Source organism: Helicobacter sp., from assembly GCF_022770205.1.
GTDB lineage: Bacteria > Campylobacterota > Campylobacteria > Campylobacterales > Helicobacteraceae > Helicobacter_D.
In genome coordinates this window covers 1-23,605 of the sequence record NZ_JALEIK010000027.1, presented here as the reverse complement: position 1 = coordinate 23,605, position 23,605 = coordinate 1, and the positions used below count along the sequence as shown (strand labels likewise).

18 protein-coding genes are annotated in these 23,605 nt (G+C 36.8%); 15 read left to right on the top strand and 3 right to left on the bottom strand.

Annotation, left to right across the window (positions count from 1 at the left end; genetic code table 11):
- Positions 1 to 6 precede the first annotated feature (6 nt).
- The 11 genes from MRZ19_RS05510 to MRZ19_RS05460 all read left to right on the top strand — a co-directional run bounded on the left by MRZ19_RS05510 (position 7) and on the right by MRZ19_RS05460 (position 13,503).
- Positions 7 to 1,002, top strand: coding sequence for a rod shape-determining protein (locus MRZ19_RS05510; protein ID WP_291031187.1), 996 nt, complete (start codon positions 7 to 9; stop codon positions 1,000 to 1,002).
- The gene (locus MRZ19_RS05505) at positions 999 to 1,718 is read left to right on the top strand and encodes a polyphenol oxidase family protein (protein WP_291031185.1); all 720 of its coding nucleotides are present in this window, start codon (positions 999 to 1,001) and stop codon (positions 1,716 to 1,718) included. The genes MRZ19_RS05510 and MRZ19_RS05505 overlap by 4 nt, the downstream gene beginning before the upstream one ends.
- Positions 1,719 to 1,751: 33 nt before the next feature.
- The gene (locus MRZ19_RS05500) at positions 1,752 to 3,188 is read left to right on the top strand and encodes a hypothetical protein (RefSeq protein ID WP_291031183.1); all 1,437 of its coding nucleotides are present in this window, start codon (positions 1,752 to 1,754) and stop codon (positions 3,186 to 3,188) included.
- 62 nt (positions 3,189 to 3,250) lie between these two features.
- On the top strand, positions 3,251 to 4,354 hold the full coding sequence (gene hisC, locus MRZ19_RS05495) for a histidinol-phosphate transaminase (protein WP_291031181.1): 1,104 nt from the start codon (positions 3,251 to 3,253) through the stop codon (positions 4,352 to 4,354).
- A 10-nt stretch (positions 4,355 to 4,364) separates the two neighbouring features.
- Positions 4,365 to 6,083 (top strand): flagellar basal-body MS-ring/collar protein FliF, encoded by a 1,719-nt coding sequence (fliF, locus tag MRZ19_RS05490; RefSeq protein WP_291031179.1) that lies wholly within the window; start codon positions 4,365 to 4,367, stop codon positions 6,081 to 6,083.
- Positions 6,083 to 7,117, top strand: coding sequence for a flagellar motor switch protein FliG (gene fliG, locus MRZ19_RS05485; RefSeq protein ID WP_291031177.1), 1,035 nt, complete (start codon positions 6,083 to 6,085; stop codon positions 7,115 to 7,117). Before fliF ends, fliG begins: the two co-directional genes overlap by 1 nt.
- The gene (gene fliH / locus MRZ19_RS05480; protein WP_291031175.1) at positions 7,101 to 7,943 is read left to right on the top strand and encodes a flagellar assembly protein FliH; all 843 of its coding nucleotides are present in this window, start codon (positions 7,101 to 7,103) and stop codon (positions 7,941 to 7,943) included. Before fliG ends, fliH begins: the two co-directional genes overlap by 17 nt.
- Positions 7,943 to 9,802, top strand: a complete 1,860-nt coding sequence (gene dxs / locus MRZ19_RS05475; RefSeq protein ID WP_291031169.1) for a 1-deoxy-D-xylulose-5-phosphate synthase — start codon at positions 7,943 to 7,945, stop codon at positions 9,800 to 9,802. Before fliH ends, dxs begins: the two co-directional genes overlap by 1 nt.
- 8 nt (positions 9,803 to 9,810) lie before the next feature.
- The gene (locus MRZ19_RS05470) at positions 9,811 to 10,524 is read left to right on the top strand and encodes a VacJ family lipoprotein (RefSeq protein ID WP_291031164.1); all 714 of its coding nucleotides are present in this window, start codon (positions 9,811 to 9,813) and stop codon (positions 10,522 to 10,524) included.
- The gene (locus tag MRZ19_RS05465; RefSeq protein ID WP_291031162.1) at positions 10,524 to 11,144 is read left to right on the top strand and encodes an ABC transporter substrate-binding protein; all 621 of its coding nucleotides are present in this window, start codon (positions 10,524 to 10,526) and stop codon (positions 11,142 to 11,144) included. The genes MRZ19_RS05470 and MRZ19_RS05465 overlap by 1 nt, the downstream gene beginning before the upstream one ends.
- Positions 11,119 to 13,503: an MMPL family transporter gene (locus tag MRZ19_RS05460; protein WP_291031160.1), complete on the top strand. Its 2,385-nt coding sequence runs from the start codon at positions 11,119 to 11,121 to the stop codon at positions 13,501 to 13,503. The genes MRZ19_RS05465 and MRZ19_RS05460 overlap by 26 nt, the downstream gene beginning before the upstream one ends.
- On the opposite strand, the gene recJ is transcribed toward MRZ19_RS05460, so the two are convergent.
- Positions 13,488 to 15,062 carry a single-stranded-DNA-specific exonuclease RecJ gene (gene recJ / locus MRZ19_RS05455; RefSeq protein ID WP_291031158.1) on the bottom strand — a complete coding sequence of 525 codons (1,575 nt, stop codon included), beginning with the start codon at positions 15,060 to 15,062 and terminating at the stop codon, positions 13,488 to 13,490. The genes MRZ19_RS05460 and recJ overlap by 16 nt on opposite strands.
- 9 nt (positions 15,063 to 15,071) lie before the next feature.
- On the bottom strand, positions 15,072 to 16,712 hold the full coding sequence (locus MRZ19_RS05450; RefSeq protein ID WP_291031156.1) for a CTP synthase: 1,641 nt from the start codon (positions 16,710 to 16,712) through the stop codon (positions 15,072 to 15,074).
- 359 nt (positions 16,713 to 17,071) lie between these two features.
- On the opposite strand from MRZ19_RS05450, the gene MRZ19_RS05445 reads away from it, so the two are divergent.
- The 4 genes from MRZ19_RS05445 to MRZ19_RS05430 all read left to right on the top strand — a co-directional run bounded on the left by MRZ19_RS05445 (position 17,072) and on the right by MRZ19_RS05430 (position 23,286).
- A complete protein-coding gene (locus MRZ19_RS05445) occupies positions 17,072 to 18,817 on the top strand; it encodes a site-specific DNA-methyltransferase (RefSeq protein ID WP_291031154.1) in 1,746 nt (581 codons plus the stop codon).
- An 11-nt stretch (positions 18,818 to 18,828) separates the two neighbouring features.
- Positions 18,829 to 21,393: a DEAD/DEAH box helicase family protein gene (locus MRZ19_RS05440; protein ID WP_291031152.1), complete on the top strand. Its 2,565-nt coding sequence runs from the start codon at positions 18,829 to 18,831 to the stop codon at positions 21,391 to 21,393.
- Positions 21,394 to 22,455, top strand: coding sequence for an ATP-binding protein (locus MRZ19_RS05435; protein WP_291031150.1), 1,062 nt, complete (start codon positions 21,394 to 21,396; stop codon positions 22,453 to 22,455).
- A 189-nt stretch (positions 22,456 to 22,644) separates the two neighbouring features.
- Positions 22,645 to 23,286: a MarC family protein gene (locus MRZ19_RS05430; protein ID WP_291031148.1), complete on the top strand. Its 642-nt coding sequence runs from the start codon at positions 22,645 to 22,647 to the stop codon at positions 23,284 to 23,286.
- On the opposite strand, the gene MRZ19_RS05425 is transcribed toward MRZ19_RS05430, so the two are convergent.
- Positions 23,283 to 23,605: methyl-accepting chemotaxis protein (locus MRZ19_RS05425; protein ID WP_291031146.1), on the bottom strand; the 323-nt coding region annotated here is incomplete at its 5' end. The two genes, MRZ19_RS05430 and MRZ19_RS05425, sit on opposite strands and share 4 nt — an antisense overlap.

Sequence of the window (23,605 nt, the reverse complement as noted above, 5' to 3'; positions counted from 1 at the left end):
GATTTTATGGCTTTATTTGATAGAACCGATATTGCAGTGGATTTAGGGACAGCAAATACCATTGTGCGCAACAATACTGATGAAGTGCTATTTTGCGAAGCAACCTGCATTGCACTAGAAAATAAATACAACAGCACACGCACACTAGCTATTGGCAATCACGCAAAAAAAATGCTAGGGCGTGCGCCACGAGAAATTAGCGTGATTAATCCCATTTCAAAAGGAGCAATTAGTGATTTTGAAACCACAAAAATCTTTATGCAAGCCTTGATTGAGAAAGGAAAAACAAACTCTTTAGCCCCTAGAGTTGGAATCAGCATTCCTCAAAATTTGACGCAAGTAGAACGCCACTCTTTGTATGAAGCCACAATGCTTGCAGGCGCAAAGGAAGTTTTTTTGATAGAATATCCCTTTAGTGCTAGTGTAGGTGCTGGGCTTGATATTAGCACTGCACGCGCAAAAATGGTTATTGACGCTGGCGGGGGGCTTGTAGAAGCTAGCATCATTTCTTTAGGAGGGCTTGTAACAAGTGCCTTCACTAAAGAGGCAGGAGATTTTATGGATTATGCCATTATGGAATTTTGTCGCCACAACAAAAGCATTAGCATTAGTAAAGATATCGCAGAGAACATTAAACATAGCATCAATGTCTTCTCAGATAATCCTAGCATTAACATTAGCGCAAAAAACCTCATCAACGGAATGCCCATTGCCTATGAATTACAGCTTAATGACTTTAAAAATCTCCTCTTAAAAAGTATGGAAAAAATCAAGCGTGTGATTTTAGAAGCCATCCACGAAGCTCCACCACAAGTTGCACCGGATTTAATTGACGATGGAGCAGTGCTAACAGGAGGATTAGCCTTGATGCAGGGACTAAAAGACTATTTAGAAGAAGAATTAAAAATAAAGATTAATCTCTCACCAAATCCTTTATTAGACATCTCCAAAGGGACTTATTTAATTATGCAAAACTATGCAGATTATGACCAAGAATTATGATTCCAAATAACACTTTAAAACCTTATCCCACTATATGCACACAAAAAACACATATCAAAACACCTAATGGCGTTTCTGCATTCCTAAGCCACGCTCCGCTTAATGTTGCCTTTGGCAGTGATTCTAAAGAGAGTATTCTACAAAACAGAAGTGCCTTAATCTCGCCTTTTCAATTAGAAAACCTAGCCTATCTCCATCAAATACACGGAAACACTATCATAGAAGCAAAATCGGGAGGATTTTTAGGCAAAGGAGATGGAATCTTAATCACACAAAAAGGCATTATCGGTATGGTTATGGTTGCAGATTGTAATCCTATTTTGCTTTTTGATACACAAAAAAAGATTCTAATTTTACTCCACGCTGGGCGTGTTGGCTTACAAAATGGAATCCTAATTAATGCACTAGAGCTTTTACAAAAGCGATTCCATAGTTGCTTAAGTGCTATTTTTATCTTTGTTGGACCTTCCATTAGAAATTGTTGCTATGAAGTAAAAGAAGAGGTTTTTAACGGGGATATTTTAGAAAAAGGCAGAATTTTGCGTAATGGAAAACTTTATTTAGATTTAATTGCCACCATTAAAGCACAATTAGAAACATACACTCTCAAAAACTACAGCATCGCTCCACAATGCACTTGCTGCGATGCAAGCTTTTTCTCCTATCGGCGAGATTCTAACTGCGGGCGTTTTGCCCTTTTTGCGTCTTTAATATAATTGAAATGTTTTAGCTTTTAAAGGGTTAAGGGAATGGTTGGTTATTTAATTGGACTAAACACACAAACAAAAAGCGGTTTGATTGAACAAGCGCGCAATAAACGACGCTTTGCATTTGATTTGAGCGTATGGGATGCAGATTTTAAAGACATCACACCCAATATGGAAGTTGAATTTGAACTCAACAACGACAAAATACAAGTCATTCTCGTGCGTCCTAAAAAAAATCCCAATCAAGCTTTTACCATCCGCCAAACACATAGCATTAAAGAGTGCATTTATGAGCATTTTGGCGGTGTTGAAAATCTCATTAAGCACCACAAAAAAGACATTGACTCTAAAAAAGATTTAGATTTTTTACGCATTAAACGCTTTTTATTTACCGCTTATAATAATCTCTTTGAGCTAGATAGCACCATTTCAAATGCCACTTTAACAAGCCTAAAATCAGAGCTTAGTGCATTGGATAGAGAATACGAATCCTTTGCTAAAAAAGTCTCTTATCCTCCGCAATACTCCTATCAAAAAATTTTTTTAGCGCGCCAAATAGAATTTGTAAAAATGGAAGAACTCATTGAAAGCACACAATCCCTAATCAAAAGCACAACAATCCAACAATCCACTATGGGAACAGCACTAAAAACTATGGAAGATCAATTTGCAAAACGCACCGATACAAACAGCGCCGCCTACGCACAAGCCCTAAGCAATCTTAAAAAACTCCGCAAACGCTATGTAGATTTGCTCCAATATCTCTCTGAAGAGAAAGAGAAGCTTGCTAAAGCCACTCAAGCAAGGGATACATTCTCCAAAGAGCATTTTGAAACATTTTTAAGAAACTATCTCCCGCTAACAAACACACTAAAACAAGATTTTATCAAACTCCTAAATGCAAAAGCCTATGATTTAGACACATTACTTTGGGAAAGAGCAAAGCGCAGTTTAAGCGTAAGAAGGTTTTTTATCAAGGCTGGAATCACAGGCACTTATAGCTCAAAAACATTTCTAAAATACTTTTTATACAGCCTAGATAAAAACAAAATCCGCAATGAAATTAAAGAACTCTTTAATCTTTTAAAATACCTAGAAACCTTTTCTAAAAAAAACATTCTCTTAATCCAAAGCTCAAAAGACGATAGCAGGCGTTATAAAGAATATTTGAAAAATTTTGATAAGGATTTACAAATCACAACTTCTAATGACCCATACAACCATTTAAGCATTTCTAATCCTGTGGATTACCACATTGTCATTATGGAATGGGAAGTGTGTGAAATGAATATTCTAAGTTTTATACAAAAATATATTGAACTCTTTAGCACAACTCTCTGCACTCCAAAATTTTGCGCAATCCTCCCCAAAAACACTAGCAACATCGCACTTACAGACATCAGGAAAAAAGGTGTAGATTACTATGTTACGCAAGGCAATATTAATCAATTCATTGATACGATGCGGATGATTTTATAGTTTTTGTGCTTTATTAATTTTTTTGCTACAATAACTGATTATTTTTCTTGGGGTTTTAAACAATGACTTTTAATGCAACTTTAGATTCCATTAAAACATATGAAGCAGGGCTGCCTATTGAACTTGTGGTAAGAGAATATGGAATCTCAAAAGATGCAGTGGTTAAACTTGCATCTAATGAAAATCCGCTAGGGGCTAGCAAAAAGGCAATAGAAGCAATCATTAAAGTTGCACAAGATGCGCATTTCTATCCTGATGATTCTATGTATGCGCTCAAAGAAGCCTTAGCAAAACATTTTAATGTGGCAAAAGACACTCTAATTATTGGTGCAGGAAGCGATCAAATCCTTGAATTTTGTCTCCACGCTAAAGCAAACCACACAAGCAAAGTCTTAATGGCAAAAACCACTTTTGCAATGTATGAAATCTATGCAAAAGCCATTGGAGCTGAAATCATACGCACGCCAAGCCCTACACATAATTTAGAAGAATTTTTAGACGCTTATAGCTTGCATAAGCCTGCAATCATTTTTCTTTGCACTCCCAATAATCCGCTAGGAGAATGCTTAGATGCTAAAGAAATCTTTGATTTTTTAAGACAGATTGATTCTAATTGCTTGGTTGTGATTGATGGTGCATACCAAGAATACGCAAAAGCGAAGGATTCCAATAAAGCACTTGACCCAAAAGCATTGATTCATACTTTTTCAAATGTGATTTACACAGGCACATTTTCTAAAGTCTATGGACTAGGCGGAATGCGCATAGGATATGGAATCGCAAATCCTACAATCATCCAAGCACTTGCGAAGTTGCGCCCCCCTTTTAATGTCACCACTCCATCGCTTGCAGCAGCCCTTGCAGCACTAAAAGACAAAGCACATCTTAAAAAAAGCATAGAAAATAATTTAGAACAAATGCCTTTATTTGAAAATTTTGCTAAAGAAAAAGGCTTTAAATTTACGCCAAGTTATGCAAACTTCATCGCCTATTATTTTAACACACCGATAAATTCCACAGAAATTGCAGAGCATTTATTTAAACAAGGGATGATTATTAGAAATCTAGCAAGCTATGGTTTAAACGCTATTAGAATAACCATAGGCACACCAAAGCAAAACGAAAAGTTTTTCACACTTTTTAACACTTATCTTAAACAAAAGTAGGCAATAAAACTTGGATTTAAAAATACTTTTTGAGCAGATTAGAAGCCTTTATAAAAAGCTAAACAAAAAACAAAAAATTGTCATTTTAGCAACAATTGTTGTTGTGGTAGGATTTATCTCGGGGCTTATCGTATGGAATTCTACCAACAACAAAGCTGGAATCTTATATCCGGGTTATGCCGTTTTATTTGAAGGAGTTAGCCCAGAAGATGGCGCACTCATTGTCCAGCAACTCCAGCAAGATAAGATTCCCTACAAAATCCCAAAAGACAATACGATTCTAGTTCCGCAAGAATTTGTTTATGAAGAGAGAATGAAGCTTGCAAGCAACGGAATCCCAAAAAGTAGCAAAATTGGTTTTGAAATCTTTGACACAAAAGATTTTGGTGCGACAGATTTTGACCAACGCATTAAATACCTGCGCGCAATTGAAGGTGAATTAGCCCGCACAATTGAAAGCCTAGCACCCATCCAAAAAGCAACCGTGCATTTAGCCCAACCTGAAAAAACCGTCTTTGTTAGTGAACAAACCCCGCCAACTGCTTCTGTTGTGCTTGTCTTTAAGCCTGCACAAACCCTAACACCTAAGCAAATTTCAGGGATTAAAAACATTGTTTCTTCCGCTGTGCCAAACCTAACCATCCAAAATGTAGAAGTTGTCAATGAAAGGGGAGAACCCCTAAGCGAGCTTGATGAATTAGGCGGTGCTAGAGATTTAGCAGTAGCACAACTGCGCTATAAAACAGATTTTGAACACGCTTTAGAAGCAAAAATTGTCAATATCCTATCTCCAATCACGGGGGGCAAAGATGGTGTTGTAGCAAAAGTTACTGCAGAATTTGACTTCGCGCAAAAAGAAAGCACACAAGAATTTTATGATCCCAATAATGTTGTGCGCAGCATTCAAGATTTAGAAGAAAAGCGTGAAGGATTCCGCCCTAAAGAAATTGGCGGAGTGCCCGGAGTGGTGAGCAACATAGGTCCTGTGCAAGGGCTAGAGGATGATGACACAAAGGAAAAATACGAAAAAACACAAAACACAACAAATTTTGAAATCAGCAAAACCATCTCTAATATTAAAGGAGAGTTTGCTACAATCCGTAGATTATCTGCTGCTGTGGTTGTGGATGGACGCTATGAAAGAGAACTCAATGCAGAAGGTGTAGAGCAACTCAAATACATCGCTTTAAACGAAGAAGAGATGACAAAAATCTCCGCCCTTGTGCGCCAAGCAATCGGATACAATGAGCAAAGAGGCGATGAAGTTTCTGTTAGCAATTTCCAATTAAACGGACAGCTTGCAGGATTTAAAGGGCGCACACCCTTAGAGCGATTCTTAGAAACTTCTACAAAACTTTTAGAGCCATTTATGCCGCTGCTTAAATATGTGCTTGTAGGCATCATACTCTTCTTCTTTTACAAAAAAGTGATTGTTCCCTTTAGCGAGCGTATGCTTGAAGCAAAAGCAGATGAAGAAGAGGAGTTGGAATCGCTTATTAAAATTGACGATGACGAAGAAGAAAATAACGATCGCCTCAATGAAATGCGTCGTAGAATTGAAGATCAACTTGGCTTTGGAAGTGGTGCAAACGAAGATGAAATCAAGTATAATGTGCTACTTGAAAAAATCAAAGATCTTGCAGCAGAAAAACCAACTGATCTTGCAAACTTATTCCAAACACTAGTGCACGATGAACTAGGGTTTGACAACATAGGAGGAAAACGCTAATGCCTTCCATCTCACTAAGCCCACGCCAACAATCCCAATACGATGAACTCTCAATGGCAGAAAAAATTGCTATTTTACTTGTGCAATTAGGCGATGAATTAACAGGAGAAATTTTTTCCCATCTTGATTTAGATTCCATCACAGAAATTTCCAAATACATTGCACAAAACTCTGGTGTTGATAAAGTGATTGCTGCAGCAATTTTAGAAGAATTTTATGCGATTTTTCAATCCAATCAATACATTTCCACAGGCGGTTTTGAATATGCAAAAGAGTTGCTATACCGCACACTTGGACCAGAAGCTGCTAAGAAAGTTTTGGACAAACTTGCAAAATCTATGCAATCTTCTCAAAACTTTGCCTATCTCTCACGCGTGCGTCCACAACAACTTTCAGATTTCATTATCCACGAGCACCCACAAACCATTGCTCTGATTCTAGCGCATATGGATCCCACAAACGCAGCAGAAACACTCAACTTCTTTTCAGACGATTTGCGCGCAGAAATTGCAATCCGTATGGCAAACTTAGGCGATATTTCACCAAATGTTGTCAAACGCGTTTCAACCGTTTTAGAAAACAAACTAGAATCCCTAACAAGCTATAAAGTTGAAGTGGGTGGAATCCGTGCTGTTGCAGAAGTGTTTAACCGCTTAGGACAGAAAGCTTCCAAAGCAACCATTGCCTATATTGAGCAAATTGATGACCAACTTGCTGTTGCAATCAAAGAAATGATGTTTACTTTTGAAGATATTGAAAAACTTGATAATAATGCAATTAGAGAAATTCTAAAAATTGCTGATAAAAAAGATTTGATTTTAGCACTCAAAGCATCACCTGAAGAGTTAAAACAAAAATTTGTTTCAAATATGTCTCAAAGAGCAGGAGAGCAATTTTTAGAAGAAATGCAATTTTTAGGTGCAGTCAAAGTCAAAGATGTAGAAGCTGCACAACGCAGAATTGTAGAAACTGTGCAATCCCTCTCTGAGCAAGGCATTATCCAAATTGGCGAACAAGATGATACCATTGAATAATATTAACGAACACGAAAATATTATTACAGAGCAGCACAAAAATCGGCACGATATTAAAAAATACAATTTTCGTAATATGGAAATTACACCAAAAAAGAAATCCCAACCCAATGCAGAGCCTAGCACACAAGAAGAAGACACGCCAGAGCCCGCCCTGCAAGCTGTTGAAACGCCACAACCTACTGAACCAAGCATTGATGCTCCTGCGCTAAAACTCTTTGAAGCAGAAGTTGTGGATAAAATCTTACAAAAAAGTGATGTGCTAGCAGAATCTTTACAAAAACTCCAAGAGCAATTTGACAAACAAGAAAGAGAAATCAACGAAAAAGTTTCCCTTGCAAAAAATGAGGCAAAAGAGCAGGGTTATAATGAAGGTTATCAGCAGGCAAAACAAGAATTAGAAGCGCAAATTAATAGCCAAAAAGAGCTTTATGCATTAAGCATTCAGCGCATTGATACAAATATTTTAGAATCCAAAAACCATATTTTAAACCTAGAAAAAGAATTAAGCTCCATCGCACTTGATATTGCAAAAGAAGTCATCACTGCTGAAATTAACGCAAATAGTGCAAAAATTGCCTCTTCTTTAGCGCGCACTCTTTTACAAGATGTTGCGCAAAATACGGAAGTGAAATTAAAAGTTTTTCCAGGAGATTTAGAAGTACTAAAAGAATCCTTAAAGGATTTAAACAATGTCATCCTTGAAGCAGACATCGCCATTGCTAAAGGTGGCGTTGTGATTTTAAGCAATGCAGGCAATATTGATGGTAATATCTTTGCACGCTTTGAAACCTTAAAAAAATCCATTTTAGAGAATAAATCCTAATGCCACTTGATCCGAAATATTTAGAAATTCTAAACAAAAATACACTCAGTGAAAAAGATTTTGCTACTCTAAACACGCTTGCACAACTCGTGCGTGAAAGAATTTTAGAAGTCGTTTCTAAAAACGGAGGGCATCTTAGCTCAACACTTGGCGCAGTAGAACTCATCATTGGAATGCACTATGTTTTTGATAGCCCAAATGATCCCTTTATCTTTGATGTTAGCCATCAAGCTTATGCGCATAAGCTCTTAACAGGGCGTTGGGATTCCTTTGAAACACTGCGTCAAAGCGATGGAATTAGCGGCTTTACAAGACCTAGTGAAAGCGTGCAAGACTACTTCATTGCCGGACATAGCTCTACTTCTATCTCTCTAGGAGTAGGGGCAGCTAAAGCCTTCTCTCTTAAGGGTAGCAATCACACTCCTGTTGCACTCATTGGCGATGGAGCAATGAGTGCTGGGCTTGTGTATGAAGCCTTAAATGAATTAGGCGATCGCAAATATCCAATGGTAATTATCCTAAATGATAATGAAATGAGCATTGCAGAACCCATTGGAGCAATTAGTAAATATCTCTCTCAAATCATTGCAGGGAAATTTGTGCAGGGGATTAAAAACAAAATCGGCAATGCAATCAATAATATGCCAAATGCTACCTATATTGTTAAACGCTTTGAAGAATCCTTAAAACTCATCACACCCGGAATCCTTTTTGAAGAACTAGGACTAGAATACATCGGACCAATTGATGGACACAATTTAAAAGAAATCATTAACACTCTAATCCTTGCTAAAAGCACCAAAAAACCTGTTGTTGTGCACGCACAAACCCTAAAGGGCAAGGGATACACTCCAGCAGAAGGGCATTTAGAGCAATGGCACGGAGTTAGCCCCTTTGATCCACAAAAAAAATCCCTTGCAAAAAGCAGTGTAGAATCTCCTACTTCTATCTTTGCACAAACCCTACTTGAGCTTGCAGATAAAGACTCTAGCATTGTTGGAATCACTGCTGCAATGCCTAGCGGCACAGGATTAGATAAACTCATTAAAGCCTACCCTAATCGCTTTTGGGATGTTGCCATTGCCGAGCAACACGCCACCACACAAGCTAGTGCATTAGCAAAGGAAGGCTTTAAGCCTTTTGTGGCAATTTACTCCACTTTCTTACAACGCGCTTTTGACCAACTCATCCACGATGTAGGCATTATGAAAACACCTGTAAAATTTGCCATTGATAGAGCAGGAATCGTAGGGGAAGATGGCGAAACACACCAAGGCGCATTTGACATTGGCTATTTAAATCTAATTCCAAATTTTACCCTTTTTGCACCGCGCGATTTAGCCACACTTGCCTTAGCTGTCAAATTTGCTAGAGATTTTTCAAGCGGACCCTGTGCATTCCGTTATCCTAGAAAGGCTTTTTTACTCAAAGAAGAGATTTTTCATAGCACGCCCTTTGAATATGGAAAATTAGAAATTTTAAAAGAATGCAAAAGTGAGATTTTATTACTAGGTTATGGCAATGGTGTAGGACGCGCATACAAATGCTTGCTTGAATTAGAAAAACAAGGAATTAATGCAAGTTTAGTGGATTTGCGCTTTGCAAAGCCTTTGGACAAAAACGCCTTAATCTCCCTTGCAAAAACTCATAAAAAGTGGTTTATCTTTAGCGATAGTGCTAAAATTGGCGGAATCGGACAGATTTTAAGTGCATTTGTACAAGAAAATACGCTAGGGATTCAAATCTGCTCTTTAGAATTTGAAGATGCGTTTATTCCACACGGAAAAGTTGAAGTTATAGAAACAAAACTAGGACTTGACACACAAAGTCTTGTTACAAAAATCACAAAGCATCTTTAGGAAAAATTATGTTTAAAAGGCTGATTCTAGGGATTTTATTTGCCTTTAACACTGCCCTTTATGCGTTAGACTCCATAGATTTACTCAATAGTTTTGAAGAAGAATATAGCACCAAAGAGCCTAGCGACCCGCTTTATGGTTACAATCACTTCATCTACACGCTAAATTGGGAAGTTTATGATTATGCCCTCAATCCATTGCTAAAGGCTTATAACAAAATGATTCCCTTAGGCTATCGCTATGGAATCTATAATTTCTTTGACAATCTCACTTCACCCTTGCGCTTTTTAGCGCATTTGCTTGCCTTTGAACCCAAAGAAGCGATGGATGAACTTGGGCGTTTTGCGCTAAATTCCTCTGTTGGAATCTTAGGGCTTTTTGATGTTGCATCGCAAAATGGGCTTTATTCTCATAAAACTGACTTTGGAATCGCTTTTGGAAAATGGGGGATTGAGAGTGGTGCGTATCTTGTTTTACCCCTTTTAGGACCAAGTAGTGTGCGTGATACCCTTGCTATGCCCTTAAATGCGCTAGCAAATCCCATAAGCTATCTCAATCCCACCCTACTAAGTATCACAACTAGCACATTAAAAGAGTTTAGCTCCGTTGCATACCATAAAAATACCATTGATAGCTTACGGCAAGGAGCAATCAGCGATGGTTATATTTTAATGCGTGATGCTTATTTTCAATACCGCAATGAACTTATCAAAGGAGATTGATGAAAACTTTAGCAAAACTTCTCTTAGGCTGCATTCTTTTAACCAATCTTGCTTTTAGCATAGAATTTGACAAAATCAATAGCACAATGCAAACAAATATTGAAGCAACCTTCCACATTCTACAAAAACTCCCAAAAATAGCGCAAGACACGCCACAAAATGGAGCTGCCCTTCAGCAAGTGGCAAACCAAATTTTTGCACTTTTTGATCCGCTATTTGATTATAATCTTATGAGCCAACTTGCACTCTCTAAGCATTATAAAACACTAACACTAGAGCAATTTGAAGCTTTTAAAGCAAGTTTTAAATGCAATCTTAAAAAGAATTTTACGCATAAATTAAAGCTTTATCAAGACGAAAAAATAGAAATTATCGGCAGTAACCAACCAAAAAACAATCGTTATAATCTCAAAACTTCTCTTATCATTAATGGCAAAACCAATGAAATTATTTTTAAATTCTATAACAATACAGAGGATTGGAAAATCTATGACATAGACATCCTAGGCATTAGCATCATCCAAACCTACCGCTCACAAATCAACGATTTTCTAGCAAAATCTGATTTTAATGCACTCTTAGATAATCTGCGCAATGAAATTTCTTTTGAAGCAAAATAACACATTTAAATTCCATCTTACGCATTTTTATAAGAAGCTATTGCGTGCGCCAAAACGCACCCTAGCAATTTGTATGGCTTTCTTTTTTATTTTTGGATTCTTTGCTTTAAAACTCCCAATTGACGCAAGCTCTGATAGCTTAATTTTAGAAAACGACAAGGATTTTCAAGCTTACACATCTCTTTTAAAAAACTATTCCATTAAAGATTTTTTAATCGTAGCATACACTCCAAAAAGCAGTGATATATTCTCCTACAACTCCCTTGCAACCTTAAAAGAACTCACCGCCGATTTAAATGCGATTCCACAAATCCAAAGCACGCTTAGCATCCTAAACGCACCCCTGCTTAAAAGCGTGCCAAACCTAGACTTGCAAGAAACACTCAAGCTTAACCCCACCTTACTATCCAAAGAAGTGGATTTAGAGCTTGCTAAAAAAGAGATTTTAAGCCACCCCTTTTTCCTACAAAACCTAATCTCAAAGGACGCAAAAACCGCCGGCATTGTCATCACGCTTAAAGACAATCCCCATTTAGAAGAGCCAATAAACCTTCAAGCACAAAATAACTCCACAATCAAAGCCTTAAAAGCACTCCAAAGCAAATATGAGGGCTTGCAAATTGGCGGAATCACACTCATTGCTAACGATATGATAGCCTACATAAAATCTGATTTAATCACCTACGGAACAGCACTTAGCGTGATTTTATCGCTAATGCTTTGGGTATTTTTTAGAAATTGGCAATTTGTAGCACTCACACTTGGAATCTGTTTTTTCACCCTTGTGCTAAGTAGCGGGATTTTTGCAGCACTTGGCTACCAAATCACCATCCTATCGTCTAATTATGTTTCCCTTTTGCTCATCATCAATGTTTCTTTAGTGGTGCATTTAAGCGTAACCTATTTAGAGTTTTATCAAAAATTCCCAAACGCCACACAAAAAAGCCTACTCTATGCAACACTAATAAGCAAACAAGCCCCAAGTTTTTTTGCTGTGCTTACCACAATGGTAGGCTTTTTAAGCCTGATGTATTCCAACATTTTACCCATTATCCACCTAGGAATCATAATGAGCTTAGGCGTAAGCGTAGCCTTAATCTTTACTTTTATACTCTTTTGTAGCATTCTAGCCTTACTTCCCAAGCCTAAAAAAATCGCAAAACTCCCAACAATCCAAGAATCCCTTTTATGCCTATGCGTAAAACTTGCAATAAAACACCCTAAAATCATTTACACCATTGCTCTGCTTTGCATAGCCTTTAGCTTCTATGGAATCCAAAATTTAAAAGTTGAAAATAGCTTTGTGAATTACTTCAAAGACTCTAGCACCATTAAACAAGGGCTTTTAACAATTGACAAAGCATTAGGTGGCACTATTCCCTTAGAAATTCTTATCACCTTCATAGAAAAAAAGGATTCCGCAAATTCCTTTGTGTCAGAATTTGAAGAAGAATTTGAAGCCCTACAATCCCAAGACGCCTATTGGTTTGATAGCCAAAAACTCCGCATTGCAAAAAGCGTGCATAGCTATCTACAAACCGCTCCACAAACTAGCACTTACATCGGTTCAATCCTAAGCCTGCATAGCCTAGCAATGCTTTTAGAAAATCTAGGCATTGGCGCAGATGGCTTCACCCTTGCCTTTTTGTATAAAAATTTCTCACAAGAGCTAAAAGCCCAGCTTTTTACCCCCTATGCAAATTTAAAAGAAAACCAACTTCGCTTCTCTTTGCGCACCTTTGATTCTAATCCCACCTTAGAGCGCAACGCCTTTATCACGCAAATTAAAACAGACTTACAAGAACTTTTAAAAGATGAAAATGTCAAGCTAGAAATCAATGGCGCAATGGTGCTTTATAACAATCTTTTACAAAGCCTAATCAATGCGCAAGTAAATACCCTAAGCTTTGTCATCGGAGCAATTTTTTTAGTTTTTATTCTCATTTTTAGAAGTTTTAAATTAGCCTTAATTGCCCTTTTAACAAACCTAATCCCACTAGGTGTAATCTTTGGAATCTTAGGTTTTAGCGGGACTCCATTAGATTTAATGGGAATTACCATTGCTGCAATTGCGCTTGGAATTGGCGTTGATGATGCGATACACTATATCCACCGCTTCATTGCCGAGTTTAAAATCCACCCCCTAGAGCAAGCACTCATAAACTCCCATAGCTCCATTGGCAATGCGATGTCTTACACAACCTTAATCATTGTTGTAGGCTTTTGTATGATGATGACTAGCAACTTCACGCCAACAATTTATTTTGGATTCCTAACCACGCTTACAATGCTTCTAATGCTTGCTAGCTCACTTGTGCTACTTCCAACCTTACTGCATAACTTTTATAAAAAAGTGTAATGCTTGACATACAACACCACACTTTGTTTAAAACTATCCCACTGCAAGTAATACAAACAAGCAATTTTCTTACCCTGCCTCTCCCTTAAATCCTGATTAAACACTAAAGCATTGCACACAGCAGTTCCATCGCTCAATCTTAATTGACTATGCCCTGCACCAAAATAACGCACATAAACAATCTTAGCTTCCACATAAAACTTTGGAATCGCATTTGCATTTCCAAAGGGAGCAAAACTCTGCACCATTGCAAAAAACGCATCTCCTACCACATTAAGCGGTAAATACCCTAAAACATCACTAAAATTAGATTCTACCTTTTGCGCATAACTAAAACGCATTAATGCTTTCTTAAAATCCCCTAAAGCTTCTTTCTTTAAACTCAATCCAGCCGCACCAAAATGCCCACCAAATGCAACTAAATGCTCACTTGCGCTCTCTAAAACCTCCATACAATCTATGCAACTAGAGCGCATACTTCCCTTTAAGATTCCATCTTTTTGCGTTAAAACAATACAAGGCTTAAAAAACTCTTCACTCAAGCGCGCTGCTATAATCCCAACAATTCCTTCGTGCCAGCTAGGATTATAGGTTAAGATAAAAGGAATCTCTCTATAATTTTCTTGCGCACAAAACTCCCTTCTAGCCTCTGTGTAAATCGCATTTTGCAACGCCTTACGCTCTGTGTTAATCCCTAAAAGTGCATCTAAAAGCATTTGAGATTCCAACACATTATCCTCTATTAAAAAGCGGTAAGCAAGCATTGCACTATCCATTCTGCCTGCACAATTTAACAAAGGCGCAATGTAATAGCTAATCAGTTGCGCATCAAGATTTAACCTACAAAACTGCTCCTTTAAATGCACAAATGCCATTCTTTGACTCCCTTTTAACACCTCCAAGCCCTTTTTTAAAAGCACACGATTCATCCCAAGTAAAGGCATCACATCACTAACAATTGCTAAAGCAAGCAAGTCTAAAAACTCCACCATCGCCACTTCAACACCAAGCACTTGCTTTAACCCCGCACACAAATACCACGCCACGCAAGCCCCACAAATCTCAGATTCAGGGAAGTCAATGGAAAGCTTGGGATTACAAATTAACGCATTGGGCAAAATCTCTTGGGGCGTATGGTGGTCTGTAATTAACAGCTCAATTCCCCTATCCTTACAAATCTCTGCCGCTTCAATCGCATTGATTCCATTATCCACCGTGATAATCACATCGCATTCTAATCGCTCAATCACAGACTTTGACAACCCATAACCATCACTAAAGCGGTTTGGAATCTCCACGCCAATAGGATATGAAATCTTTTGAAAAAATGCGTGCAAAATCGCACAAGACGCCACCCCATCAACATCATAATCCCCCACAACAACAATGCGCCTTTTTGCTTCCATTGCCACTTTAATGCGTGTAGCAATTTCTATTAAATTATTAAGTTTCTCAGGTTTTGGCAAATCCTTTAAAGACTTAATCTTTTCTTTAGCAAAACGCTCTTTTAAAAGCGATTCTACCCCCTTAAAATCAAGTCTTTTAAAATGCGCAATCACAGGATACTCTTAAGCGCGTGCAAACTTAAGCGATTGTTTAATGAATTCCAAAATCACGCAATTAGGAGCTTGCAATCTTGAAGTAAATTCCGGATGAAACTGCACCGCCACAAACCACGGATGATTTTCAAGCTCCACTGCTTCAATTAGCCCATCACTCTCACCACTTACCACCATTCCTTGCGCTTCTAGCTTTGCTCTATATTTTGGATTTGCTTCATAGCGGTGGCGGTGGCGTTCTTTCACCATTTTTTGCCCTTGGTATGCAATTTGTAGCTTGCTATTATCCTTTGTTACGCATTTATACTCACCTAAACGCATAGTCCCACCCATTGGCGAAGTGTGCGTTCTGATTTGCTCCTTGCCAGCTTGATCTATAAAATTTTCTATCAAATAAATTGCCGGCTCTTTTGTCTTAGGATTAAACTCCATAGAATCCGCATCTTTTATCCCTAAAACATTACGACAAAACTCTATAATTGCAAGTTGCATTCCAAGACAAATCCCTAAAAAAGGAATCTTATTTTCTCTAGCAAAGGTAATCGCACGCATTTTTCCATTAATCCCCCGCTCACCAAAACCGCCCGGAACTAAGATTCCATCTACATATTTTAACTGCTCTAGCACATCTTCATTTTTCTCTAGCTCCTCACTATCAATCCATTGAATATCCACCTTTGTATCAAGGTTTGCTCCTGCGTGAATCAACGCTTCAATAAGCGATTTATAGGACTCCTTTAATCGTAGATACTTACCCACAAAGGCGATTTTCACCTCCTTTTGCGGTGCTAAAATCTGCTTGACAAGCAAATCCCACTCTTTCATATCCGGGCTAAACTCCGGAAGTTTTAAAAACCTAGCAATTGGCACTAAAACGCCTTCTTTTAAAAAATTAAGCGGCATTTGGTAAATGCTTTTTGCATCTTGTGCAGTTATGACACAATCATAATCCACATCACAACTCATAGAAAGCTTGCTTTTAAGCTCTTTTGGAATCTCTTTTTCCGTGCGTGCAATAATGATTTGTGGAGTGATTCCTATGCGTCTTAGCTCTTGCACACTATGTTGTGTAGGCTTTGTCTTAAGCTCTCCAGCTGCACGAATTAGCGGGATAAGCGTTAAATGCAAACTTATCACCCTATCCATTCCGTATTCGTGCTTCATCTCACGCATTGCTTCTAAAAAAGGCAAACCTTCAATATCCCCAACCGTTCCACCAAGCTCCACTACCAAAATCTCATTTTCCTCCCCAGCAAGGCGGATTCTACGCTTTATTTCATCCACAATATGCGGAATCACCTGAATTGTTTTTCCTAGATACCCACCTTTGCGCTCTCTGTCAATGACGCTTAAATACACCTGCCCTGTTGTAAAATTATTCTTAGAAGTAAAATCCGTATTTAAAAAGCGTTCATAATGCCCTATGTCTAAATCTGTTTCCGCCCCATCGTGTGTTACAAACACTTCTCCGTGTTCTAGCGGGCTCATAGTGCCTGGATCTACATTGATATAAGGATCAATTTTCACGATTCCAACTTTAAATCCAGAATGCTTTAAAAGTGTCGCAAGTGATGATGAAGTGATTCCCTTCCCCAAAGAGCTTAACACACCACCTGTTACAAAAATGTATTTTGTTTCAAATTTAGACATCACAAACCTCATCATTAAAAACGCAAATTATACTAAATAATCAAAGATTAATCCATAAAAAGTTAGAATCGTAATGTGTTTAAGTGCTAGACTTTCTTTAGTGTGAGAGTGTTTAAATGGTAGAGAAGATTTTAAAAATCATCATCGCTATTTTGCAACTCATTAGAGAAATCTTAAGACTTCTCTAATTATTAAAATCACATTAAAATCATAAGCCATACCGCCTTAGCGTAAGCTTAAACACAACACCACATTTGCACCAAAGAAGGGCGGTTAGGTGCAAATTTCACAAAATTCTTACAAAAACAAAATTTCTTAATCCAAATTCCATTATAATTTTACTTTTTTAAAGGACAAAAATGGTGCATTTACAATGGCGTGGTAAAAAAGCGGTTCAAAACCACTACTCTTACATTCCCTACCACACACTAGATTTACTCTACACTTACCCTAGCACTTCACAAGCCTCAAAACTAGATTCTAGTATCGCGCGTGAAGCTCTTGGGCTAGCAAAAAATTGCGCAAAGACTAGCCTAGATGGCTATCCCACAAGCAATTTTAAAGATTCCCAAGAAATTTGCCACGAAAATCTAGCAGAAAATAAAATCATAAAAGGCGATAACCTCCTAGCCCTAAAATCCCTCCTCCCTATGTATGCAAACAAGATTCACTGCATTTACATAGACCCGCCCTATAACACAGGCTCTGAAAATTGGATTTATAACGATAATGTCAATAGCCCCCTTATGCAAAAATGGTTAAGCAAAGTTGTTAATAGAGAGGATTTAACCCGCCACGATAAATGGCTCTGTATGATGTATCCACGCTTAAGGCTACTCCACGAACTCTTAAGTGAAAGCGGAGTGATTTTTATTAGCATTGATGACAATGAAATGGCGCATTTAAAACTTCTCTGTGATGAAATTTTTGGAGAGAGGAATTTTGTAGATACTTTGCATTGGAAACGCAAAAAACAACCATCTTTTTTAGCAAAACATACCGCTAAAGTTATGGAATATGTTTTAGTATATGCAAAACATAAGGAATCCTTAAATAAATTATCCCTTGATACCTTAAGCGATGCTACAAAAAAAGTGATTAATTTAACAAATCAACTAAGCGTTAGAAAATTTTCAAAAGGCGTTAGAGTAAAACTTGGAGAAAAAGGCGTAATTAAAAAGGGTGTTTATAAAATAAAGACTATGTCGGTAGAATATCTAAACGATGTATTTTATGAAAATGGAATAACAACAAATGAAGTTGAAGTAAGAGCATTATTTTCAGTTTCACAAGAAAAAATTGATGATTTTATTAAGCATTCTCTTTTATTTATTACTACAAATTACGGATTAAGAAGAGATGTTTCAGAAGAAGAAAAGCAAGGAAGAAAATCAATCACGGATTTACTACTTAAAGATTGGGGCGATAATCAAGAAAGTGAAAAAGAATTATTAGCAATTTTTGGTAAAAAAATTTTTGATTATCCTAAACCAAGGCAACTAATACAAAACCTAATACAATGTGCAACTTATGCAAAAAAAGATTCCATTATTTTAGATTCCTTTGCAGGCAGTGGCACCACCGCCCACGCTGTGCTAGAGCTAAACAAGCAAGATGGGGGCAATCGCAAGTTTATCTTAATAGAATGTGAGGATTATGCAGACTCTATCACAGCACAAAGAGTGAAATACGCAATTAGCGGCTATGGTAAAGAGCCAATGCTAAATGCAACAGGAGGGGAGTTTAGCTTTTTAGAAGTAGGAGAGCCTGTGTTGCTTAACAAAAAAGGCAAAAAGGTTTTAAATGAAAATTTAAAGATACAAAAGATTTTAGAATACATCTTTTACACAGAGTTTAACACAGCACTAACTTATGATAAAGACGCCTTTAGCGCAAACTATTTTGTAGGGGAAGTGAGCCAAAAAGCCCTTTATTTCATCTATGAAAAACATAAATCCACAACGCTAAACTTAGAGTTTCTCCCACGCCTTAAAAAACAAGATTCCTATATCATCTATGCGGATAATTGCACGCTCTCACAAGCACAACTCAATGAACAAAACATAGAGTTTAGACAAATTCCAAGAGATATACGCAAGCTATAAAAGGACTGACAATGCGATTAAAACACTACCAAGCAAGCGTGATACAAGACTTTCAACGCTATTTAGAGATTTTAAAAACAAGCCCTTATGCAATGGGAAAATTTACCAACTTACATTCTGTGTGGCAGGAATTTTACACGCATAAAGAAGGCTATAAACCTTACCAAAACACCATTAATGGAATCCCAAAAGTGTGTTACAAAATCCCAACAGGTGGGGGTAAAACACTTCTAGCCTTACATTCTATTACCACTTATTATAAAAATATGGAATCCAAAAGTAGCGGTATTGTGGTATGGATTGTGCCAAATGAAGCGATTTTAACACAAACGCTTGCAAACTTACGCGATAAATCACATCCTTATTACCACGCCTTAAGTGCATATTTTAATAATGCGATTTTAGTCTTTGATAAGGAGCAATTAATCAATGGTGAAGGCTTTAATGAACATAGTGTGGAAAATCATCTCTGTGTTTGTGTGATAATGGCTGATAGTCTAAAAGAGGCAAAAAGCAAGAGAAAGATTTATGAAGAAAATAGCAATTTAGACACTTTTGAATCTAAACTTTTAGAAAATGAAACTCTAAGCTTATTTAATGTGCTAAAGGCGTATAGACCTTTAATGATACTTGATGAGAGCCACAGAGCCACTTCAGAACTTAGCTTAGAGTTACAAGAGGGATTAAATCCTAAGTTTATTTTAGAATTAAGTGCCACGCCAAAAGAGAGAACAAATATTTTAACTCTCATTCCCGCTTGGCAACTTAAAGAGGAAAATATGATAAAACTCCCTATTATCGTCTATAAACTTGAGAGTGAAGATAGCCTAATTAACAAGGCGATAGATTTACAAAAGGGCTTAGAAAAGGAAGCAATCAGCAATGGTGAAAACTTCCGCCCTTTAGTGCTAATCCAAGCACAAAGCAAAAATGAGGAAAAAACAGAAAAACAAATCAAAGAAAACCTAGAACACTTTAACATCATAAAAGACAAGCTAATTAGTTACGGCGTAGAAGCAAATCAAATCGCAATCAAAACCGCAAAAATCAATGAAATTAAAAATGTGGATTTAAAAGCCATTACTTGCCCTATTAAATTTATCATCACCATTAACGCCTTAAAAGAAGGGTGGGATTGCCCAAGTGCTTATGTGCTAGCAAGTCTATCGCATAAAAGCAATAAAACAGATATTGAACAAATTGTAGGCAGAATCCTAAGGCAGCCAAACGCTAGAAAGTCAAGCCAATCCTCTCTTAATTGCTCCTATGTGTTAAGTTATAGCGATAAATTTGACGCAGCAATTAGTGAGATTCAAACAGGATTACAAGGGGCGGGATTTAGCAAGAATGATTATAGAATCCAAGAAGATTTACAAAAAATTTCACAAGATTTTTCAAAAAAACAATTCACATTACAAAACCCCAATCCCTCACTCTTTAGTAACACACAAATCCAAGAAAACAAAACGCAACAAGCCACACAAACAACGATAGAAACCACAAAAGAAATTCCACACACGCCAGAAAACTCCCAAAATAACGATTCCATACAAGAATTAAAAGAGATAAGTCAAATCGCACAAGCACAGCAACAAAAGGAAATTGAAATGAAAAAGCACGAAAATCAACTAAAAATAAAAGAAAATTTTAAAGAATTTATAGGAAAAAGTTTTGGATATTTTGCGATAAAAATTCCAAACAGAATAACACCAATTAAGCTAGCTAAAGAAAATTTATACGAAGGATTTAATCTCTCTAAAAGCGATAGCAATATTGACTTTGGAGCTTCACAAAATGTTAAAGAAATAGGAATCAATCAAGATGGTAGCCTTTATACAGATTTAATCACACAAGCTAAACTTGAACAACTAGAAAGAGAGTTATCAAGCAAAAGCGGAGAGGAGCGCATAGACTTAGTAGCACAAAAAATCACATACATCATAACAGATACAAAGAAATTCCCATCCTATAACGCAATCCAAGACTATGTCAAAAGGGCGTTAATTGGGATTCAAATAGAAGCACATACCTTAGCGCATTTTGCAACTAAGATAGGAGAGAAAATACAAGATTTACTAGACAAACACGCAAAAGAGCAATTTTTTAAAAAATGTGAGAATGATAGCATTGTGGTAACCGATGATACAAATAGCTTTAAAATCCCAGAATACATAGACAAAGACTCACAAGCAATCACCACTTCTAGCAAGTCTTTATTTAGTGCTTGCAGGCTAAATAAATTTGAAAAAGAAGCGATAGAAAAAATTGCTAGCTATGATAATGTGGTTTGTTTTTATAGAAACACAGAGAAAAAAGATTTTTGCTTTAATGGATTTTTGAATTTTTACCCTGATTTTATTGTTTGGACTAAAAAAAGTGTGATTTTCATAGAAACAAAAGGCGATTTTTTAAGCGAACAAAATGCGATTAATAAAAATTTAATTGCAGAAGAATGGATAAAAAATGCAAATAAAAATAGCGATAAAAATTTCAAATTCTTTTTAATTTTTGAAAATAAAGATTTAGAACAATCATATAATTTAGATGGATTTTTAGCACAACTTAGTGATTTATAGATGCTTGAAAAAATATTAGAATCCTATCCGAAATTAAACTTACGATTCCATAGGCAAATTTCCCTAGAATTTCAAAGCAAAACCTGCCTTTATGGCGCAATGGGAATTGGCAAAACAGATTGCATGCTACACCACTTTAGCAAGCCACAATTTAGCGCATTGAACAAACTCTACATTAACTGCAACGACACGCGCTTAAACCCACTAAAAGATTTAGAAAATCTTAAACAATTTTTGAAAGAAAAAAATATTTCTATTTTGATTTTAGATAATCATACTCCTTTAATTCCACTTGATTTTATACTCCCTTTTTTGATTGTGATTTCTAGCACCCCTTGTGAAAATTTCCACAACATACAAATGCCCCCAATCACCTTTGCGGAGTTTCTAGCAATGCGTAAAATCCAAGAAGAATACGCCCTAGCACAATATTTAAAATTTGGCAATTTATTTGAACAATTAAATGGGCAAAAAAAGGGAGAGTTTTTAAAACTGCTTGCATCTAGCCCAACAGATTTTTGGATATTGCGCAATCTTATTTTAAATCTAGGGCAAAAAATCTCACTCCATCAAATTTACACAAAGCTCAAAAAAGAAGGCAAACTCTCAAAAGATAGATTCTACGCTTATGCCCAAACCTTAGAAAAAAGCGGAATCTTATTTTGGCTAGAAAAATTTGAACACGCCCTAGCACCTAAAAAACTCTATTTTTGGGATTTCACTTTAAAAAATGCTGTTTCATTTGAACGCAACTTTAACCTGCTTTTTGAAAATATGGTGTTTTTAGAATTGCTCTACCATTTTAAACTAGAATTTTTCTACACCGATAAGCTTGACTTTTACATTCCTTCTTTATCACTTGGAATCCTTTGTGCGCCTTTTACACAGACGCTAGAAACACGCTTAAATAAGCTTGGTAAAGAAAGGGAATTTTGCGATTCCTTATTGATTCTCTCTTTAAACGAATGCAAGCAAGGCGAACATCTAGGAATGCCCTACTCTATTATTCCTTTTGTAGAGTTTGCCCAAAATTGCATTTTAGATTCCAACATTTTAGATTAGCTTGTGCCCTCTTTAAACCCTTGCGCACTAAAATCAAATGGCATTTACGATTCCAACTTTTAGAGTTTAAAAAGCCTTTAAGCTTTATTTTGTGAAACTTCACACAGGGACGACATTAAACAAGCGCAAACCCACAAAGGCTTTATTGTTTAAATCAAATGGAATCCAAAACGACTTCAAAGGCATAAAATGTTTGAAAACATAGAATCTGTAAGCTACATCATTGGCGTAGCAACCGTTACAATCATCGCCGTTTTAAACCCCTTTGGCAATCTCCCCTTATTCATCGCAATGACAGAACAAGTCCCTATCCGCTTGCGTCAAAAGCTTTTTCGCAACATTCTATGGGTAGCATTTTTGATTGTTTTGCTTTTTCTTCTTAGCGGTTCTTTTATAATGCAATATCTCTTTCGTGTCAATTTAGATAGCTTGCGTGTAGCAGGTGGCTTAGTCATTGGCGTAATGAGTCTTAAAAGCTTACTCTTCTCACAAACACAACAAGACTTTTCTAGCTACAAAGATTTAGAATTTAGCGAGCTTTTAAAGCATAGTATAATCCCTATGGCATTCCCTATGCTTGTAGGACCAGGGACTTTATCCACCGTCATCATCATCGCAGAAGAAAGCAATATGCTAATTGCCGCTGGAGCCGTGATTGCCGCATTTATCTTTTTATTAATTTTATTTTATTTCTCTGCGATGATTGAAAAAATTTTAGGGCATTTAGTCTTATATGTGCTTTCACGCATTGCGTTAATTTTCATCATAGCTGTTGGAATCCAAATGATTATTGCAGGGCTTCAAGGAATGGGAGTAATACAAACTCCCTAAAACTTCTTCTTATTCACATCTCCTAAAATATCATCAGCAATCTTATTGACATTTGTAGAAATATCACTTGTATGGTTTGCAACACTTACATTATCTTGTGTTACAGATTCTAATTGTGCAATGGCTTCATTGATTTGACTTACACCTTGAGTTTGTTCTTTTATAGACTCACTCATATCATTCACGCCTTGCACTAGGATATTAACATTTGCTTCAATTTCTGTTAGGGATTTTCCTGTTCTCTCTGCTAGTTTTCTTACTTCATCAGCAACAACAGCAAATCCTCTTCCGTGTTCTCCTGCTCTTGCTGCTTCAATAG

What these genes read in the sequence shown, in the direction of transcription:
- MRZ19_RS05450 (WP_291031156.1), bottom strand. Translation starts at nt 16,712, where the DNA reads ATGTCTAAATTTGAAACAAAATACATTTTTGTAACAGGTGGTGTGTTA.
- MRZ19_RS05435 (WP_291031150.1), top strand. Translation starts at nt 21,394, where the DNA reads ATGCTTGAAAAAATATTAGAATCCTATCCGAAATTAAACTTACGATTC.
- MRZ19_RS05440 (WP_291031152.1), top strand. Translation starts at nt 18,829, where the DNA reads ATGCGATTAAAACACTACCAAGCAAGCGTGATACAAGACTTTCAACGC.
- MRZ19_RS05470 (WP_291031164.1), top strand. Translation starts at nt 9,811, where the DNA reads ATGTTTAAAAGGCTGATTCTAGGGATTTTATTTGCCTTTAACACTGCC.
- dxs (WP_291031169.1), top strand. Translation starts at nt 7,943, where the DNA reads ATGCCACTTGATCCGAAATATTTAGAAATTCTAAACAAAAATACACTC.
- fliG (WP_291031177.1), top strand. Translation starts at nt 6,083, where the DNA reads ATGCCTTCCATCTCACTAAGCCCACGCCAACAATCCCAATACGATGAA.
- MRZ19_RS05510 (WP_291031187.1), top strand. Translation starts at nt 7, where the DNA reads ATGGCTTTATTTGATAGAACCGATATTGCAGTGGATTTAGGGACAGCA.
- MRZ19_RS05430 (WP_291031148.1), top strand. Translation starts at nt 22,645, where the DNA reads ATGTTTGAAAACATAGAATCTGTAAGCTACATCATTGGCGTAGCAACC.
- MRZ19_RS05460 (WP_291031160.1), top strand. Translation starts at nt 11,119, where the DNA reads ATGAAATTTCTTTTGAAGCAAAATAACACATTTAAATTCCATCTTACG.
- MRZ19_RS05445 (WP_291031154.1), top strand. Translation starts at nt 17,072, where the DNA reads ATGGTGCATTTACAATGGCGTGGTAAAAAAGCGGTTCAAAACCACTAC.
- fliH (WP_291031175.1), top strand. Translation starts at nt 7,101, where the DNA reads ATGATACCATTGAATAATATTAACGAACACGAAAATATTATTACAGAG.
- MRZ19_RS05505 (WP_291031185.1), top strand. Translation starts at nt 999, where the DNA reads ATGATTCCAAATAACACTTTAAAACCTTATCCCACTATATGCACACAA.
- hisC (WP_291031181.1), top strand. Translation starts at nt 3,251, where the DNA reads ATGACTTTTAATGCAACTTTAGATTCCATTAAAACATATGAAGCAGGG.
- MRZ19_RS05465 (WP_291031162.1), top strand. Translation starts at nt 10,524, where the DNA reads ATGAAAACTTTAGCAAAACTTCTCTTAGGCTGCATTCTTTTAACCAAT.
- MRZ19_RS05500 (WP_291031183.1), top strand. Translation starts at nt 1,752, where the DNA reads ATGGTTGGTTATTTAATTGGACTAAACACACAAACAAAAAGCGGTTTG.